The sequence below is a fragment of the Clostridium tunisiense TJ genome, assembly GCF_000300195.1.
GTDB classification, from domain to species: Bacteria; Bacillota; Clostridia; order Clostridiales; family Clostridiaceae; genus Clostridium_J; species Clostridium_J tunisiense.
In genome coordinates, this window is sequence record NZ_AMQH01000015.1 from 134,659 (window position 1) to 151,906 (window position 17,248).

Annotated in this window: 21 protein-coding genes; 19 read left to right on the forward strand and 2 right to left on the reverse strand. The window is 31.7% G+C overall.

The window, feature by feature from the left end:
- Nucleotides 1-51: 51 nt before the first annotated feature.
- The 4 genes from C661_RS0116215 (at nucleotide 52) to C661_RS0116230 (ending at nucleotide 2,354) form a co-directional block, all read left to right on the forward strand.
- The gene (locus C661_RS0116215) at nucleotides 52-315 is read left to right on the forward strand and encodes a TfoX/Sxy family protein (RefSeq protein WP_017416399.1); all 264 of its coding nucleotides are present in this window, start codon (nucleotides 52-54) and stop codon (nucleotides 313-315) included.
- 119 nt (nucleotides 316-434) lie between these two features.
- Entirely contained in the window at nucleotides 435-881 is a 447-nt protein-coding gene (locus C661_RS0116220) for a MarR family winged helix-turn-helix transcriptional regulator (RefSeq protein WP_017416400.1), read from the forward strand.
- Between the two features lie 85 nt (nucleotides 882-966).
- A complete protein-coding gene (locus tag C661_RS0116225; RefSeq protein WP_017416401.1) occupies nucleotides 967-1,674 on the forward strand; it encodes a pirin family protein in 708 nt (235 codons plus the stop codon).
- 80 nt (nucleotides 1,675-1,754) lie between these two features.
- Nucleotides 1,755-2,354 (forward strand): nitroreductase family protein, encoded by a 600-nt coding sequence (locus C661_RS0116230; protein WP_017416402.1) that lies wholly within the window; start codon nucleotides 1,755-1,757, stop codon nucleotides 2,352-2,354.
- A 131-nt stretch (nucleotides 2,355-2,485) separates the two neighbouring features.
- On the opposite strand, the gene C661_RS0116235 is transcribed toward C661_RS0116230, so the two are convergent.
- Nucleotides 2,486-2,887: a pyridoxamine 5'-phosphate oxidase family protein gene (locus C661_RS0116235; RefSeq protein ID WP_017416403.1), complete on the reverse strand. Its 402-nt coding sequence runs from the start codon at nucleotides 2,885-2,887 to the stop codon at nucleotides 2,486-2,488.
- Between the two features lie 128 nt (nucleotides 2,888-3,015).
- Between C661_RS0116235 and C661_RS0116240 the strand changes: the two genes are divergently transcribed.
- The 10 genes from C661_RS0116240 to C661_RS0116285 all read left to right on the forward strand — a co-directional run bounded on the left by C661_RS0116240 (nucleotide 3,016) and on the right by C661_RS0116285 (nucleotide 11,752).
- On the forward strand, nucleotides 3,016-3,351 hold the full coding sequence (locus C661_RS0116240; RefSeq protein ID WP_017416404.1) for a winged helix-turn-helix transcriptional regulator: 336 nt from the start codon (nucleotides 3,016-3,018) through the stop codon (nucleotides 3,349-3,351).
- Between the two features lie 14 nt (nucleotides 3,352-3,365).
- Nucleotides 3,366-3,752, forward strand: coding sequence for a hypothetical protein (locus C661_RS0116245; RefSeq protein ID WP_017416405.1), 387 nt, complete (start codon nucleotides 3,366-3,368; stop codon nucleotides 3,750-3,752).
- Nucleotides 3,753-3,780: 28 nt separating this feature from the next.
- Nucleotides 3,781-3,957: a hypothetical protein gene (locus tag C661_RS24315; protein ID WP_439328878.1), complete on the forward strand. Its 177-nt coding sequence runs from the start codon at nucleotides 3,781-3,783 to the stop codon at nucleotides 3,955-3,957.
- A 393-nt stretch (nucleotides 3,958-4,350) separates the two neighbouring features.
- A complete protein-coding gene (locus tag C661_RS0116250) occupies nucleotides 4,351-4,752 on the forward strand; it encodes a hypothetical protein (protein ID WP_017416406.1) in 402 nt (133 codons plus the stop codon).
- 335 nt (nucleotides 4,753-5,087) lie between these two features.
- Nucleotides 5,088-5,711 (forward strand): GyrI-like domain-containing protein, encoded by a 624-nt coding sequence (locus C661_RS0116255; RefSeq protein ID WP_017416407.1) that lies wholly within the window; start codon nucleotides 5,088-5,090, stop codon nucleotides 5,709-5,711.
- A gap of 328 nt (nucleotides 5,712-6,039) precedes the next feature.
- Nucleotides 6,040-6,687 (forward strand): HAD-IA family hydrolase, encoded by a 648-nt coding sequence (locus C661_RS0116265; RefSeq protein ID WP_017416409.1) that lies wholly within the window; start codon nucleotides 6,040-6,042, stop codon nucleotides 6,685-6,687.
- A gap of 14 nt (nucleotides 6,688-6,701) precedes the next feature.
- Nucleotides 6,702-7,289 carry a GNAT family N-acetyltransferase gene (locus tag C661_RS0116270; protein ID WP_017416410.1) on the forward strand — a complete coding sequence of 196 codons (588 nt, stop codon included), beginning with the start codon at nucleotides 6,702-6,704 and terminating at the stop codon, nucleotides 7,287-7,289.
- A gap of 202 nt (nucleotides 7,290-7,491) precedes the next feature.
- Entirely contained in the window at nucleotides 7,492-7,932 is a 441-nt protein-coding gene (locus C661_RS0116275) for a GyrI-like domain-containing protein (protein ID WP_017416411.1), read from the forward strand.
- Between the two features lie 306 nt (nucleotides 7,933-8,238).
- Nucleotides 8,239-10,005: an ABC transporter ATP-binding protein gene (locus C661_RS0116280; protein ID WP_017416412.1), complete on the forward strand. Its 1,767-nt coding sequence runs from the start codon at nucleotides 8,239-8,241 to the stop codon at nucleotides 10,003-10,005.
- Complete coding sequence (locus C661_RS0116285) at nucleotides 9,983-11,752, forward strand: ATP-binding cassette domain-containing protein (RefSeq protein ID WP_017416413.1); 1,770 nt, start codon at nucleotides 9,983-9,985, stop codon at nucleotides 11,750-11,752. Before C661_RS0116280 ends, C661_RS0116285 begins: the two co-directional genes overlap by 23 nt.
- A 7-nt stretch (nucleotides 11,753-11,759) precedes the next feature.
- Here C661_RS0116285 and C661_RS0116290 read toward each other — a convergent pair whose 3' ends face one another.
- Nucleotides 11,760-12,263, reverse strand: a complete 504-nt coding sequence (locus tag C661_RS0116290; RefSeq protein WP_017416414.1) for a GNAT family N-acetyltransferase — start codon at nucleotides 12,261-12,263, stop codon at nucleotides 11,760-11,762.
- A gap of 343 nt (nucleotides 12,264-12,606) precedes the next feature.
- Between C661_RS0116290 and C661_RS0116295 the strand changes: the two genes are divergently transcribed.
- From C661_RS0116295 to C661_RS0116315, 5 genes are all read left to right on the forward strand, one after another.
- Nucleotides 12,607-13,224 carry a hypothetical protein gene (locus C661_RS0116295; RefSeq protein WP_017416415.1) on the forward strand — a complete coding sequence of 206 codons (618 nt, stop codon included), beginning with the start codon at nucleotides 12,607-12,609 and terminating at the stop codon, nucleotides 13,222-13,224.
- A gap of 9 nt (nucleotides 13,225-13,233) precedes the next feature.
- The gene (locus tag C661_RS0116300) at nucleotides 13,234-13,668 is read left to right on the forward strand and encodes an NUDIX domain-containing protein (protein WP_017416416.1); all 435 of its coding nucleotides are present in this window, start codon (nucleotides 13,234-13,236) and stop codon (nucleotides 13,666-13,668) included.
- 57 nt (nucleotides 13,669-13,725) lie between these two features.
- Nucleotides 13,726-14,643 carry a GNAT family N-acetyltransferase gene (locus C661_RS22870; RefSeq protein ID WP_017416417.1) on the forward strand — a complete coding sequence of 306 codons (918 nt, stop codon included), beginning with the start codon at nucleotides 13,726-13,728 and terminating at the stop codon, nucleotides 14,641-14,643.
- Between the two features lie 206 nt (nucleotides 14,644-14,849).
- Nucleotides 14,850-15,713 carry a fumarylacetoacetate hydrolase family protein gene (locus tag C661_RS0116310; RefSeq protein ID WP_017416418.1) on the forward strand — a complete coding sequence of 288 codons (864 nt, stop codon included), beginning with the start codon at nucleotides 14,850-14,852 and terminating at the stop codon, nucleotides 15,711-15,713.
- 348 nt (nucleotides 15,714-16,061) lie between these two features.
- Nucleotides 16,062-17,246 carry a sensor histidine kinase gene (locus C661_RS0116315; protein WP_017416419.1) on the forward strand — a complete coding sequence of 395 codons (1,185 nt, stop codon included), beginning with the start codon at nucleotides 16,062-16,064 and terminating at the stop codon, nucleotides 17,244-17,246.
- The last annotated feature ends 2 nt before the right edge of the window (nucleotides 17,247-17,248 follow it).

The following is a 17,248-nucleotide window of genomic DNA, read 5'->3' on the forward strand; positions in this document are numbered from 1 at the left end:
AATTATATTTTAAAATCTAATAAGTTTTTAGGAGTTAAGGGAGGAGAAATCATGGGAGAAATTAGTAAGTTACCTAATATAGGGAATAAATTAGAGGCACAGCTTAAAGAAGTGGGAATTGATACTGTAGATCAACTAAAAAAAGTAGGAAGCAAACAGGCCTGGTTAGATATTAGAACTATAGATAGTTCGGCTTGCATAAATAGATTATATGCTCTTGAAGGAGCAATACAAGGAATTAGGTGGCATAGTCTTTCAAGTGAAGTAAAAAGTCAGTTAAAAGACTTTTTCCATGAAGTTAATATGGAAGATTAAAGTTTTATAACTTTAGATATAGGGTTTTATACACAGGATTTTAATTATAGAAAAAGAAAATAAAAATAAATTCTATAAGATTACTTGACAATATTACTAATTAGTAATATATTATATGTATGGATAATAAAAATATAACTTATGGAGAATTAAGCGATTTAAATTTAAAAACTTTAATTGCATTAAGCAGAACTACAAATAATGTGCATAAACGAGAGTATAAGACCATTAAAGAAGGAGGATTAACTGTTTCACAGTTTTCAGTGCTTGAAGTATTATATCATAAGGGCGATTTAAAAGTTGCGGAAATAATAGATAAGACTCTTTCCACAGGTGGTAACATGACAGTGGTTATTGAGAATTTAGTTAAAGATGGCTTAGTCACCAGATATAAAGACCATGAAGATAAACGAATTAATTTTATAAGTATCACAGAAAAGGGAAAAGATATTATTGATGAAATCTTTCCTAAACACATAGAAAATATCAATGAAATTTTTAGTTCATTAACTATTGAAGAAAAGCAAAGCTTAATAGGCTTATTAAAGAAATTATCAGGTGTATAAACAATTACACCGTATTTTTTAAATAAATATTACTAATTAGTAATATTTAAAGGACAAAAGTAGTTTAAATATAGGAGGGATTATTATGTTAAAGAAAATTGAAAGCAAAAATATGGGTTCAAGTGATCTTGGTTGGTTAAAGAGTAAATTTCACTTTTCCTTTGCAGAGTACTATAATCCGAAGAATATGAATTTTGGAGTGCTCAGAGTTATTAATGACGATTTAATTAACCCCCATACAGGTTTTGATACACATCCCCATAAAGACATGGAAATTATATCTTATGTGGTAAAGGGCCAGTTAACTCATGGAGATAGTATGGGGAATAAAAGTACTTTAAGTCGTGGTCAGGTTCAATATATGAGCGCAGGAACAGGAGTTTATCACAGTGAGCATAACTTAGGTGAAGAAGTAACAAGACTTCTTCAAATTTGGATACTTCCTGATAAGGCAGGGTATAAACCTAATTATGGAGAATACAGATTTCCTTGGGAGGAAAGAAAAAATAGGTGGCTTCATATGGTTTCTAACAAGGAAGGAGATGCACCAATTAGAATTAATCAAGATATTAACCTATTAGCTTTAGAATTGGAAGAAGGTAATGAAATAGAGTATGAAGTAAAAGAAGATAGGCAGGCATATTTGGTGCAAATAGAAGGGATATCAAGTATAAATGGTATAGATTTAAATCAAAGAGATGCAATGGAAATTGTAGAAGAGAATATAAGTCTAAAGGCAAAATCCCTTTCTCATTTTTTAATAATTGAAATGGGAAAAAGTGAAGATAACTAGAAAATAAGTATATGTAAGATACTATAAGTATTAAAAATATAATTTTATAAAATAAATATTTAAAATAGAGGAGAGATAATATGAAAAAAGATTTTTATTCTGCAGTGGCAGACAGACGTACATTCTATGGAATAAGTAAAGAAACAGTGGTTTCTAAGGAAAGGATTGAAGAAATCATTAACCACTCTGTAAAGCATGCACCATCAGCCTTTAACTCTCAAAGCACAAGAGTAGTTCTACTACTTGAAGAACATCATGATAAGCTATGGGATATGATAAAAGAGGCTTTAAGAAAATTAGTTCCAGAGGATAAATTTGCTCAAACTGAGGAAAAAATTCATTCCTTCCGTAATGGATATGGAACAGTACTATTCTTTGATGATAGTAGTGTAACAGAAGGGCTTCAAGAGCAATTTCCACTTTACAAAGATAATTTCCCAATTTGGGCTCAACAATCCAATGGTATGAATCAATATATCATATGGACAGCTTTAGAAATGGAAGGCTTTGGAGTATCCTTACAACACTATAATGAGGTCATTGAAGCACAGGTGAAAAATCAGTGGAATATACCAAGTAACTGGAAGCTTATCGCACAAATGCCTTTTGGAAAACCAACAGCGGAGCCAGATGAAAAGCAGTACCAACCAATAGAGCAGCGTGTTAAGGTATTTAAATAATAGAGAGTATAGCTACCTAAAATAATCTTAGTAACTTGTAACTTAGTGTTTCAAATAACAGAAAATAAATTTTTCTAAAAATATACCCAACAAGGATAATATTAAATTTTCCTTGTTGGGTATATTAATTTTTATGCATATAATGGAAATGTTTCTGGTGCAGTTGTGAAAGAAGAAATAGTAGCTGTACCCTTTGTAAAGTATAAAACTGAAATAATTCCATCATCTACACTATAAAGGGTTTTTAACGATGGATGAGCTTCAAGTGAAAATTCTTTTACTTCACGTCTATCATCATTTGCAACTTCACCAGTAACACGAATCCATTGTCCATTCTTATTCATTGCAGAGATTTCTACTTTTGGATTTTCTAGCATTTGTTTAAAGCATTCTTTTGTGTTGTTAGTAAGAATGTATAGTTTTTTCTCATATTCAAAAACAGCGCCAAATGGTCTGACTCTTGGTTGATCCCCTTCGGTAGTAGCTAAATAAAAAGTTCCACTTTCTTGTAAGAATTCTAAAGCCTTTTTCATTATTATAGTTCCTCCCCTAACTATATGTTAAAATTGATTATGCAATAATAATATCATGTACAACTTAAATGACAAGTACAATTTTTTAGTAAGATAAGTATCAAATAGGATACTATAAAGGAGATATAATGAAAAATATTAATAGTCTTTTTGGAAAGTGCCCATATTTTACAGCACAAAAATTGCTTTCAGGAAAATGGTCAATTTTAATTATGTATAAATTAGATAAAGGAACATTACGCTTTGGGGAGCTGCAAAGAACAATGGAGGGGATTACACAGGCTACTTTAACTAAGCAATTGAGAATGTTAGAAGAATTTGGACTGGTTAATCGCTATGTTTATCCAGAAATTCCACCTAAAGTTGAGTATTCACTTACAGAATTAGGGAAAGAATTTCAACCAGTATTAGAGCAGGTTAGAGTTTGGGGAGATAAGTATATAAAGTATCTTAAAAATGAATAAGAGGAGGTTACATCATGGAGTGGGATATGGATTTTAAACCTATAGCAGAAGAATGTGCTTTAGCCCAGGGGGATGGAAGTCAATATGCAGTGCATGTTGCAGAAATTATTCATGAGGTAATTACTAATTTTGTTATGGATTTAAATAGAGTAAAAGAAGAAAATCCTAATAATGAGGAGCTGCTTTACATTGAAGCAGCTATAAGCCTTGATAACTGGTTAAGAATAATGAAAGACAATGTGAACAAAAGAAATCAATCGGTATTTTGGGCAAAGAACCTTTTAGTTCTTTTAGCTAAAACCCTAGATAAAGTTAAAGATTGGCATCCTTATTTAGAGGTCATAGATAAACAGTTAAAATCTATGATGCCAAAACACTATAATATTACTAAAAAAGTATAAAAATATAAGAATTACGCTGTAGGTAAGGATTTCTAACCTAAGCCAAGGAAGGGAAAATTCAAAGGTTTATTTAAAAGAAAATCCTAAAATCCCTAATGAAATAGAAAATTTAATTAGGGAAAAGTATAAATTGCCACTAACAAAAATAGTTATAAGGGAAGAACCCGTAGAAGAGAATATGAATTCTAATAAAGAAAAACAATAGGGACATTAAGGAAAAATATGAAGTAATATCTGTTTGAGTACTTCCCTATTTTATTTCTGAAAATAATAAATCTAGACAGCTAGCTCTAAATAACAGGAATGGAGAGCTGGAAGAGCTAATTGTAAAGTATCTTAAATAGATTTTGGGGGTTATGAGATAAAAGATTAGTAAAATAGTTTTTTAGCGACGTAAAATAATTACGTCGCTTTTTTATTAAAATATTTCTAGAAAAATTAAGTTTTAAGGAACTATTAAATTTAATAAAAATTAATGTTTCACAATTTATTCCAAATCATGTAAAAAGTGTGTACAAAAGTTAAATAATCTATGATATAATTTATATGTAATTAAATGGAAAATATAGGGGTAATATTTATTTTGGGGGAGAAAAAGATGGTTAAAGGTATTCAGTGGTTTGAGGAAGGAACTATTAAGACTTTTGAAGAAAATGTAGTATCACTTGCAAAAGAAATTGGTAAACCATATATGAAACAAATTAATGAAAGTGGTTACAGCTTAAAAGTGGACATCTATTGTCGAAAAAAACATAGTCATTTTGGGGATGAGTATGTATCATATCTTCGCTTTCAAGTATTAAAAGATAACAAGTTAGTTGACTATGAAGAAGGATCTTTGTTGGATGCAATACCATTAACATGTACCTTGGGGTTATTTAAAAAGCATGCTAATTTCGTGGATATAGCATATGTGGACAAGGAAATTCATAGAATTATGGAGCATTATATTAAGTCTTTACAAGAATTAAGCCATGATAACTTAGTTATTTCTTCATAACTTTGCTTTAACTTCAAATTTTTCCTGCTTAATAATATAATCATAAAACTCAATTTCATCTTTTAGCAAGCACATTAAGTTACAGAAATAAAAAACTAATAGTTTATTTAATTACCCTATTATTCAAAAATGGATTGTAGGGTATTTTCATATGCAAAAGTTATAGGGTTGAAGATGTTAAAGATAGTATAAAATGTGTATTTGAAAAGTTTTATTAAGTTACAGTTAACAGGTCATGTTAATTTAGCACCTGTTACTTATTAATCTATGACAACCTGTTGTCATAGTAGGTGTGATATATTTTACATATAAACTTAATAGAAAGTAGGATCATTATGAAATTTGAATGGAAAAAGCAAGAAAGAAATTTATACTTACCGAAAAAGAAGCCTGAGTTAGTAACAGTACCAAAACAGAAGTTTTTTATGATTAGTGGAAAGGGAAATCCAAATGGTGAAGAATTCTCTGAGAAAATAGGCATACTATATTCCTTAGCCTATGCCATTAGAATGATGCCAAGAAAAGGATACACTCCTGAAGGTTATTTTGAGTATACAGTTTATCCACTTGAAGGAGTATGGGATTTAACTGAAGAAGGAAGACAAGCTAATACATTAAACAAGGATGAATTGTTATATACAATAATGATTAGACAACCGGACTTTGTAACTGAAGAAGTTGTTAATAAAGCCTTTGAAATTGTTAGGAAAAAAGGAAACAATCCCTTGTTAAATGAAGTAACTTTTGAAACCATGGAAGATGGGTTAGTTGTTCAGATGATGCATGTAGGTTCTTATGATGAGGAACCACAAAGTTTTCAGCAAATGAAAAACTTCATTAAGGAAAATAATCTTGAAATAGTAACTTTAAAACATAGAGAAATTTACGTTTCAGATTCAAGGAGAACTGAAAAAAGTAAACTAAAGACGGTTTTAAGATATCAGGTTTGCTATAAATAATGAGATAGAAAAGCAAGAAAATACAAAGATATTATTTCTTCTTATTCTTTTTCTTTTTATCAAAGAAACCCATAATTAACAGAGCCATAAATGATGCCGCTAATATATTTAAGGACTGTTCCAACAATTTCACCTCCTATAACAGTAGAATAGTTTAATATTATATGTTTTTTATTATACATGTAAATATAAATTATTCCAATATTTATAATATTGTGAGATAATATGGTATATATGGTATATATACCATATTTTTATTTTAAATTAATATTTAACAATATTATTGTAGCTAAACAGGGGTGTTATGGAATATTTAGGGGGAGTTGTTTTGATTAAAAGCATTATTTGGGATTTTGATGGTACATTATTTGATACATATCCTGCAATGGTTCAAGCTTTTAAAAAAGGGTTAAAGGATAGCGGAGTAGAAGCAGAGGAAGATGAAATACTTAAATATATGAAGATTTCTGTAACGGAAGCTATTAATCACTTTAAAGAAAAATATAAGCTGAATGATGATTTTATCCAGAGGTATGTCTATTATGAGCATAATCTTCAGCCACGTGACATTATGCTATTCCCTTATGCTAAAGAAATATGTGATGAATTTCAAAAAAATGGTGGAAGAAATTTTTTATTAACTCATAGAGGAGACTCAACCTTTAACTATCTAAAATATCATGGAATGAGTGAATATTTTGAGGAAGTGGTTACGAGAAAAAATTGTTTTAAAAGAAAGCCAGATCCAGAAGGATTTACGTATCTCATGGATAAGTATAGTTTAAACTGTGAAGAGGTATTAGTGGTTGGAGATAGGGAATGTGATATATTAGGTGGGAAAAACTCTAAAGCTAAAACCTGTTTGTTTAATACTAATAATATAGACTTTTATTTTGATGCAGATTTTAAAATTAGCTCTTTACTTGATTTAGCTAATATCCTTGGACTAGATAACTTATTAAAAGAGAAAGAATGAGTAGGTGAAAATAAATGATTTTAGACTACATAGAAACAAATAGATTAATAATAAGGGAAGTTAATGAAGGAGACTTTAAATCAATTCACACCTATGCTTCAAAGCCAGAAGTAACAAAATATTTACCTTTTGGCCCAAATAATGAAATAGACACTAAATTTTTTATAGAAAAGGCTATGAATTACAAGGATCAAAACCCAAGGTGCGATTATGAATTTGCTGTAGTATTAAAGGAAAATAATACACTAATAGGTGGCTGCGGAATTCATATTGCAAGTATTAACAACAAGGAAGGGTTTATTGGCTATTGTTTTGATAATGAATTTTGGGGTAAGGGTTATGGCAGTGAAGCTGCTAATGCGGTAATTAATTTTGGATTTAATAAGTTAAACCTACATAGAATTTATGGTACATGCCATCCAGATAATATAGGATCAAGTAAAGTCATGGAGAAAGCAGGAATGATTAAAGAAGGTCGCTTAAGAGAGCATAAGTTACAAAAAGGAAAGTGGAGAGATTCCTTCTTGTATTCCATTCTTGATTATGAATATAAGGCTAAAACTATAGACTACTGTTTGATAACTAAATTGGAAGAAGAATAAGGTTAGTATTTATAAGTAATATATCATTAGCATAAGGATTAAGCTGTTGTAATTGGAAAAGAACATTATAAATGAGCATAACAATAAAGCATCACTAAAGTTTTCTTAATTTATTTTATAGTTCATACATTCTTAGGTTAAATCTCAGTAAGATATTATGAGTTAAAAATGTACACGTTTTTAGTTTGAAGGGGGCGTTAAAATGGAAAATGTTCGTGTTTATGAAATACCTGGTTGTAAAATGGTATCATCACAATGTGGTATGTTTGGGGATGGTAAACTTGAAAAATTTAATGAATGGTTTAGTTCTCTGCCAAGAACAATGTTTCCAAAAGATTTTATGTTTTATGACCATAAGCAGGAGGGATTTATATGGTATTACATATACAATGAGGGGATGAATGTACCTCAGGATTTTAGTATCATTGATTTTCCAGGTGGTTTATACGCTGTTGCTACTGATATAGATGGACAGGATAGTTCGGAGACAATTAGCAACATTAAAAACTTTATTAAAGAAAAAGGGTGCTTTGAGGAAGATGCTTCTCGTGCATACCTAGGGAATATTCCAACTCCACCCTCTGCTTGCAAGGCCATGGGATACGAGCAAATGGATTACTATGTACCAATAAAAATTAAGTAACAGGAACCAAAATAGTATAATTATTATTTTGTCTTATACAGTGAAAAATAGTGAAAGAGGACAATTATACTAATTTAACTGTTAATACACTAACCAGTTCTAACCTTTTAAAATGAAATTAAAACTTATAAAAAAAGCTATTACTGCAATGAGCAGTAGTAGCTTTTTTGTGTAAAGAATAATTCAGAAACATTCTATATATAACCTAGGAAAGCACAAGTATATTATAATAATATTGAGGAAATTTTTGTCATAGAGACCTATAACTGCATTGCAAAATAATTAGGCCGGAATGGAGAGGATAAAATGAAAAAGAAAAAATTCTTCGGCTCATTTTTAATTAAGTACCTAGAAGGGCAAGGAAAAACGCTACTATTACTTGGTGTATTTTTTATTAGTAATATTGTGCTTCAAATTCTATCACCCCAAGTATTAAGCAACTTTATTGATTCGGCTGAAGGGGGAAAGAGCATTAAATATGTGATCTTTCTGGTTTTTGTTTACATGGTGACAATTCTTATAAATATGGTAGGGGATGTATGTGAGTCATATTTTGCTAAGAGCTTTGGTTTAAAGATTACCAATCTATTGAAGAAAGATGTGTTACATCACTTTCTAAAAATTGATATGAAGCACCATGAAAATTGGACTAGCGGTGAAATGATAAGCAGGCTAGATGAGGATGCTGAGGGCCTTTCTTCATATTTTTATATGTTAATTTTTAAGTTGGTGGGGAGTACCTTACTCATGACTGGAGTTCTCATAGTCTTAGCTATGAAAAATCAAATCATTGCATTGTCTATGGTGGTTTTTAGTGTTGTTTCAATTTGGATTTTTAAGACTATACAGGAATATGGTATGAGTTTATATGTGAAACGTTCTGCAGCAATATCAAAGTTCAATGGAATTATGAAGGAGAAAATAGATAATGCTGTTGAAATAAGGACAAACGGTGCTGATAGGTATTCTATTCATAAATTAAACGAAGCAATGAAGAGTCGTTTTAAGGAAAGCTTGCCAGCAGGGATGATGTATTCAAGGCTTTGGAGTGCATCAACCATTTTAGAGGCTGTGGTTACAATATTATCACTGGGCATTGCAGTGGTACTTTGGGATAAGGGCTTTATAACAGTGGGAACTGTATATCTTATTTATACTTATACGGAACTAGTATTTTATAGACTTCAGGATTTTAAAAGATATCTCACAAGTTTACAAACTTCAAAGGCAGGACTAATAAGAGTAAAAGAGCTTTTAGATATGGAAACTTCCATTGAAGAAGGCACCTTGGAAATAAGGACAAGGGACATTACAGTTACAGTAAATAACTTAACCTTTGGATATTATGAGAATAATTCTATACTTAATAATATATGCTTTGAATTGAAGTCTGGAGAACGTCTAGGAATTATGGGTGGCACAGGCTCCGGCAAAACCACCTTAGCTAAGATAGTTGCTAGACTATATGAGTTTAAACATGGAGAAATACTATTAAACGGAATTAGTGTGAAAAAGTTAAAAGGAGAAAGTCTTCGTGGTGCAATTGCCTATTGTACTCAGGAAGTTCAGTTTTTGCATGGAACATTAAGAAATAACATTACCCTATATAATGAAAGGTTTTCAGATAAGGACATACTGCATGCCATAAAACAAATGGGATTAATCCAGTGGTTTGAAAAGTTTCCTAAAGGTCTTGACACTTACTTGGATATGGGAGAAAACAATGTATCCGCAGGGGAAGCTCAACTAATTTCTATAATTCGTCTATTTCTTATGAATCCTGCCATTGTTATTTTAGATGAGATTTCTTCAAGGTTAGATTATGTAACAGAGCAGAGAATATTATCTGCCCTTGATGTGCTTACCCAAAACAGAACAGTAATTACCATTGCCCATAAGGTAACTGCACTTAGATGGACAGATAGCATAATGATTTTAAAGGACGGAACAATAGTTGAATATGGAAGAAAAGAAAACTTAGAAAAAGATAAAACAAGCAGATTTTACAGCCTATGTAGAGCAATGGAATTGGAAAGTGAGGTGGCTGAAAATGAAAAAGAAGGGGTTTCCTAGACTCTTTATTAATTTATTATTATACAAACCATGGATGTACCTTATAAGTGTATTTCTAAATGTGATAATTTTTTCTTATGGTGCAGCCTTAGCTTATTTTATTCGTGAGATTCTAAATTTTGTAGATGGAGATATGGGAGGGCAAAGTGTACTTCCTAAAGTTACTATATTTTTTATAGGAATTCTTGTAGTTGCCTTAATAAGAATTGCTGCTATCACAGCTTGTGCTAGGTTAGATAATGTTCAAGTTTTTCATTATGAAAATCTTTTAAGAAATAATATAATGAAGCGTATATATAAAAAGGACAACATGAAAAATATTGTAGGAAAATCAGAAAGAGTTTTTGAAATCCTTGATGATGATGTGCCTATATGTGCTTTCCCCTCTCAATTATTATCTGAGGTTTCGGGCTTTGTGGTGTATTCTATTATTGCCATAGCATCACTTTTAATAATTAACTGGAGAGTGACTGTTTATATTTTCATTCCACTATCTCTGGTTATATTGATAATTAATATTGCTTCAAAAAAAATCAAAGAAAATCGTAAGGTCAATAGAGAAATTCACTCAAAGGTCAGTGAAATGGTAGGGGACACTACAAAGCTTGTTCAAACCATTAAAGTTTCAGGGGGAGGAACCAGTGTTTTAAGGCATTATGAAAAGCTAAACAATCTGAGGCTTAATGCCATATTAAAGGATATTCTCTTTGACTCAAGTCTACAGGCTATCCTTGGTGGCACAGTATATATAGGTACTGCTGTTATGATGTTGGTTGTGGCAAGGACCATGATGGAGGGAAGGTTTCCAATAGGAGACTTTAGTATGTTTGTTATCTATCTTGAAACTCTTGCTAGCTGCGTTGATAGGATTGTGGAACTAGTGGCACTAATTAAGCAGGCAGAGGTATCTTATGATAGGATTATACAAGTTGTAGGAGAGAATAACGAAAGTAACCTTACTTCATACTGTGAATTAAGTGCTTTTAAACCTTTAGAAAAGTTTCAATCTGACATAGCAAAGGTGACACCTTTAAAGGAGCTTAAAGTAATAAACCTCACCTATGGACATGATGATAAAAGTGGTATAGAAGATGTAAGTTTTACCCTAAGGCCTGGAGAAGTCCTTGCAATAGCTGGGGCAGTGGGTTCAGGAAAGTCTACCTTATTAAACCTTCTTACTGGTGTAGTGCCAAAGGATTCAGGTGAAATTTTGTGGAATGGAGTTGAAATGAAAAATGAAAAAGAGTTTTTACAGCCACCTAATGTGGCCTACACTCCACAGCTTGCAAAAATCTTCAGTGAAACCATAGGTGAAAATTTACTTTTAGGTAAAGAAGCCAGCGATAATCAGATAAGAGAAGCACTTTACTATGCTGTATTTGAAGAGGAGGTTTCCCAAATGGATCAGGGGCTTCTTACTGAGGCAGGTAGTTATGGCAGCAGGCTTTCAGGAGGTCAAAGACAAAGACTTGCCTTGGCAAGAATGTTTATTCACCATGCACAGATTTACGTCATGGATGATAGCTCCAGTGCTCTTGATGGTGAAACTGAAAGGGAGTTTTGGAACCGTTTTGAAGAAAATATTAATAATAAGAACTTTGGCTGTATAATTGCATCTAATAAAAAGCAGATTCTACAAAGGGCAGACAAGGTTATTTTCATGAAGAATGGACATGTAGAAGGCTATGGAAAAGCCGAAGAACTGTTAGAAAGCTGCAAGGAATTTGCTGGCATTTATGGCGCTTAGTAGATAATTAATCCGCAAGTACTTTATGAAAAATTAGATCATCAACGTAGGCACCAGTAACCAGATCCCTATGATGTCTTAAAACAGTTCCACTATGGACAAAACCTAGTTTTTTTACCGCGTTTAGAGAAGCATGATTATTGCTGTAAACATAGATTCTCGCAATGTTTACTCCTTCTTTTTTCATTTGCTCTAAAGCAAAATTAGTTAGTTCTGCAGCAAGACCAGAACCACGTGCATGAGGAGCAGTGGCTGCAGTTAAAAAGGCTGCATGAGATTTTTCATTTGACATATCACGTCTGCCTCTAACAACAGATAAAATACTGCTGGGATCTTTCTTAGTTACAGCAACATAGGTTAGTTGTGCTGGGTTATCTATGAAATTCATTACCTCATCTTTACTTTTAAGCTCAGTAAAGGAGATGTCAGCGCCTTCTTTCTTTAACAATTCAATTAAGGACCATACGTTATTAGTATCTTCAGAATTTATTTTGCGAAAATAATATTTCAAAATAGCACCTCCATAATATGTACTTTGATTAATAAAATTAATAGTGAATTATATAAACCTATAATTATGGGTTTTAATTTTAGTTAACATATAATTCCATTATAGCATAAAAAGAAAAACCGTCATAGAACAGTATATTACTCTCAGGAAAATCAATGCAATAATATGGAAAATATGCTAAACTTTTAGTATGACATTATAGATTATTATGGGTAAAAGTTACCTATTTATAGGTAAGCAATCATGTTGAATTTGTAAACATGCGTAGTATAATATTTTGCGTTTATTAATACTAGGACAACAGTGCTCAGTATATAAATGTAATTAGTTAGGAAGTGAGAATATGGAGCATAAAATACAAAGAATTAACAACTATGACGATGAGAGATTTGATAAAGAAATACTAAGGCAGCATGGTGCCTTTGTAGTTGATGGTAAGTATAACTGCAGCTTTAAAATAGTAAATGACGATTCAGCAATTGTTTTCTTCGGCAAGGAAATTGATGTGCTTCAATTGATAGATGAGTTTAGATTTTATTCTGAGCACATTGTTAATTTCTATAATAAGAATATGGAGCTAATAAAAGTCTTTTCGCCTATTAAAGTATTTAGCATATTAATTAGGGACATTCAGCCTTCACAGTTTTTTGTAGATATGGACAAGGTTAAAGCTATCCAGTCTTTCATAAATAATGAAGAAGATATAATAATTCCTCTAGCAAAGCTAAAGGACTCTTTCATATCTTTAGATGGACATACAAGGCTTTATTATGCAGTAAGTAGGGGATACACTAAAGTTAAAGGGTATTTAACTGAACCAGGAGACTACTTAGAAGGCTTTGTAGAAGAGGCGAGGAAAAGAAAAGTTTACTCACCTTATAACCTAGAATTAATATCCCATGAAGACTATAAAATTAAATGGGATAAGTTTTGTGATGATTTTTTTAAAGCAAGGGAGTAGGAGAAAAATATGATAGAGGTAAAGCTATTGGAATTGCAAGAAATGGAAGATGATAATTTCCTATGCGCAGTTATAGCAGCTCGTTATAAAGATGAATGGATATTTGTTAGAGAAAAAGGAAAAGAAACTTGGGAATTACCCGGCGGAACTCATGAAGCTGGTGAAGCTATAAGTGAAACAGCATCAAGAGAGTTGTTTGAAGAAACAGGAGCTATAAAGTTTAGCATAACACCAGTATGTATATCCTTTGCAAAGGTAGGACAACGCCAATCCTATGCAAAGTTATTTTATGCAGAGGTACTTGAGCTTAGCACTTTGCCAAATTTAGAAATTGAAGAAATAAAGCTCTTTCATTGTCTACCTGAAAATCTTACATATCCAGAAATTCATAGTGTGCTTTTTAAAAGGGCAGTTGAGTTTTCTCAAGAGGTAAGGGATATATAGATTGTTCTTATAACCATAGTGTCAAGTTTATAAATAAAAAATTGGAGTTTATTTATTATGTTCAGTATAAATACAGAGAGATTAAAGATTTTTCCTTTAGATAAAGATAACCTTCAGCTTTCCATTAGGGATTTTTCTAAAATGGAAGGAGCACTAGATTTAACTATAAGTGATAAAAAGTTAAGTAATAGAGAAAAGCAAGTTTACAAAATAAGATTAGAAGCTGTGGAAAGCAACCCAATTAACTATAGGTGGAACACAGCTTGGATCATAGCATTAAAAGATATTAATAGATTTATAGGGACAATCATGATAAAGAACTACCCTAATGAAAAGGGCGAAGTTACCATTGGGTACTCTATTGAGAAAGAGTATAGGGGAAACGGCTTTATGACAGAAGCCTTAAGGGAGTTAATAAAATGGATATTTTTAAATCCTGAGGTTAAAGCTGTAGTTGCCGATACCTTGAAGGACAACATGCCATCACAGAAAGTATTACAGAAAATTGGAATGATAAACTATTTCGAAGATGAGGAATGTTTATGGTGGAGGGTAACAATGAAAAGAAATAGAGCGTTTTCAGCAATTATTCATAATGGAAAAATAGCCATGGTGAAGCATGAAAGAAGTAATAGTAGCTTTTGGACTTTACCTGGTGGTGGAGTAGAAGAAGGAGAAAGACTTGAAGATGCTGCTATAAGAGAAGCAAAGGAAGAAATAAATCTTAAAATTACTATAATTAGATATTTGTTTAGTACTGAATACACTAAAGGAACTGAGTATTGCTTTCTTGCTATTCCTACTGAGGGGTGTGAGTTAAAGCTAGGCTGTGACCCAGAGCTTGAAGATCATGAGCAGATTTTAAAAGAAGATGCATGGATAGATATTAATGATGTTCGTGGGGATAAGCAAGTGTCTAAGGTACTTGAGGCATTAACTGATGAAGAGATGAAAGAGTTTGGTATCATACTTTAGAAATAACAGGGGACATATTCTCCCAATATTTTGATTATGCAATTAAGAGACTAGAAAATGATGAATCAAAGATTATAAGAGAATGTATTAACAGTCTAAGGGACTAAAAATGAACTTTTACATATGAGAAGTAGAATATATTGAAGAAAGAGATATTATAATAAATAAGATTTAAATGTTTTTATATCAATAAAGGGGATAGAGCAATGAAGTTTGTAAATTTTAAAGTAAAGGATAAAGTTCGTTTAGGAATTAAATGTGAAAAAGGCATAATAGACGTAAAGCAAGCAGCCTATGATTATTTTCTTGAAGTACCAACTACTATAGAACAAGTTATCATAAGTGGAGAAAAGGGTAAGTTACAGCTTAAAGAGCTGATGAAAAAAGATGTAGAGATTTTAAGTGAAGAAAATATTAGTTACGCACCTTGTATAACTAATCCAGAAAAAATTCTTTGTGTGGGACTAAATTATTTAAGTCACAGTAAGGAATGTAACTTGGAGATTCCAACCTCACCTGTAATCTTTAGTAAATTTAATAATTCCCTAGCAGCTCATAACCAGACCATTGCCCTACCAAAAGACGCAGAAAAGTTTGATTATGAAGCAGAGCTAGTAATTGTTATTGGAAAAGAAGGAACTAATATTTCTAAAGCAGAAGCACCTTCTTATATTTTTGGATACACCATTGGAAATGACTTAAGTGCTAGGGATTTACAATTCCGAAGTGGTCAGTGGCTCTTAGGTAAAACCTGTGACGGTTTTGCTCCTATTGGTCCATACTTAGTTTCAGCAGATGAAATAAACTGCAATAACTTAGAAGTTAGCTGTAGAGTAAATGGCACTCTTCGCCAGCAGGGTAATACCAGTGATATGATTTTTGATTGCTCCACAATTGTAAGTTATATATCCAAGTACATGACTTTAAAGCCTGGGGATATTATTTTTACTGGAACTCCAAGTGGTGTAATTTTAGGATACAAAGAACAGGAACAGCAGTGGTTAAAAGCTGGAGATGAAATTGTTGTTACCATTGAAAATATAGGTAGTTTAAGGAATGTATTAAAGTAACAAGTAAAAGAGGCAGAGTTTTCTTAAAAGGATTAAAGTAGAGGAGCAAGGTTTTCTAAAAACATAAGATAAAATTTTCTCGTATATATATTAAAAGAAATGAAAAATAGAATAGAAATATTTAGGAAATATTTTGCAATTATGAGTTGTATATAAGTTTTGACCTTGTTTAGCTACATAGGGAACCAGAGTTTAAACCTCACTTATACATGAGTCCTACCTTGGTTCTCTTAAAGCTTTTTGAGTATGAATAAATTAATCTTTCACTAATAGGGCCTTTATTAAACTATTGAATAGATGGCTATGAAGTGTAATAGATTTATAGTAATAGTGTTATGGGAGGATTTTATGACAAAGGAGTTTCAAATCAGAGGTTTTACAAATTGGATAAAATTGTTTACATATATTTCAGCCACAGTTTTATTAATGATCAACAACAATTTAAACAAACTAACCTATATTATACCCATTATTGTACTAATATTTTTTACTAACTACTCAAGAGATTATTTCCTAGTTTCTAAAAATAAACCCATAGGTTATGTGTGGGCAAGCATAGCACTTGAAATGCTTCTTATTATATCCATAGGGGTAATTGACAAAAATGACTTCAATTTACTTTTATTTTTTATTTGCGTATCCTCCACCGTTATTATTCATCCTTTTATATATTCTATATTTCTAGTGAGCAGTTATATAGTGTCCATGTTTTTTATTGATGCTTTAAAAAATGGTTTTGAAACTATGGCACAGTCCTTTTTACCAATGATTTTTAATTATGGAGTTTCTATAGCTTTTGTGGTTGGTATGAGCTACTTGGTAAAGGTCCAAATTAGGGAAAAGGAAAAATTGGCAAAGATGAAGGATGAGCTGGAAGAAGCATATAAAAAGCTTATAGAAAAATCAGCAATAGCAGAAAAGCTTTCAGTAGAACAAGAAAGAACAAGGATGGCTAGAGAAATTCATGATACCCTTGCGCATACGCTAACTACTCTCATTGTTCAATTAGAGGCTTGTAAAAAGTTAACAGCTTTAGACCCCTCTAGGTTGCCAGCAGAACTTGAAAAAGCTCAGAAGCTATCAAGGAGTGGATTTAATGATGTTAAGCGTAGCATAAAAGCCCTAAGACCTCAGGCTATGGAGGAAAAATCTTTTTTTGCCTCTATTAATGTTATTATTAATGAAACTATGGAAAGTACAAAGGTGAAAATCACCTTAAATAATTTACTTCCCAAAGATATAAAATTACCATCCCAAATTGAGATTGCACTGTTTAGAGTGATACAAGAAAGCATTACGAATTCAGTTAGGCATGGACAGGCTAGTGAAATCCAAATTCATATGGAAAAGGAAAATTATACGCTGAAGTTAAGCATATTTGATAATGGTATAGGATGTACAAGTATGAAAAAGGGATATGGAACTCAAGGAATCCAAGAAAGAATTGAAGGGTTAAAGGGAACAGTAGAATTTTCTAGTTCTGTAGGTGAAGGCTTTAAAACAAAGGCATTAATTCCTTGTGAGGTGGTATAAAA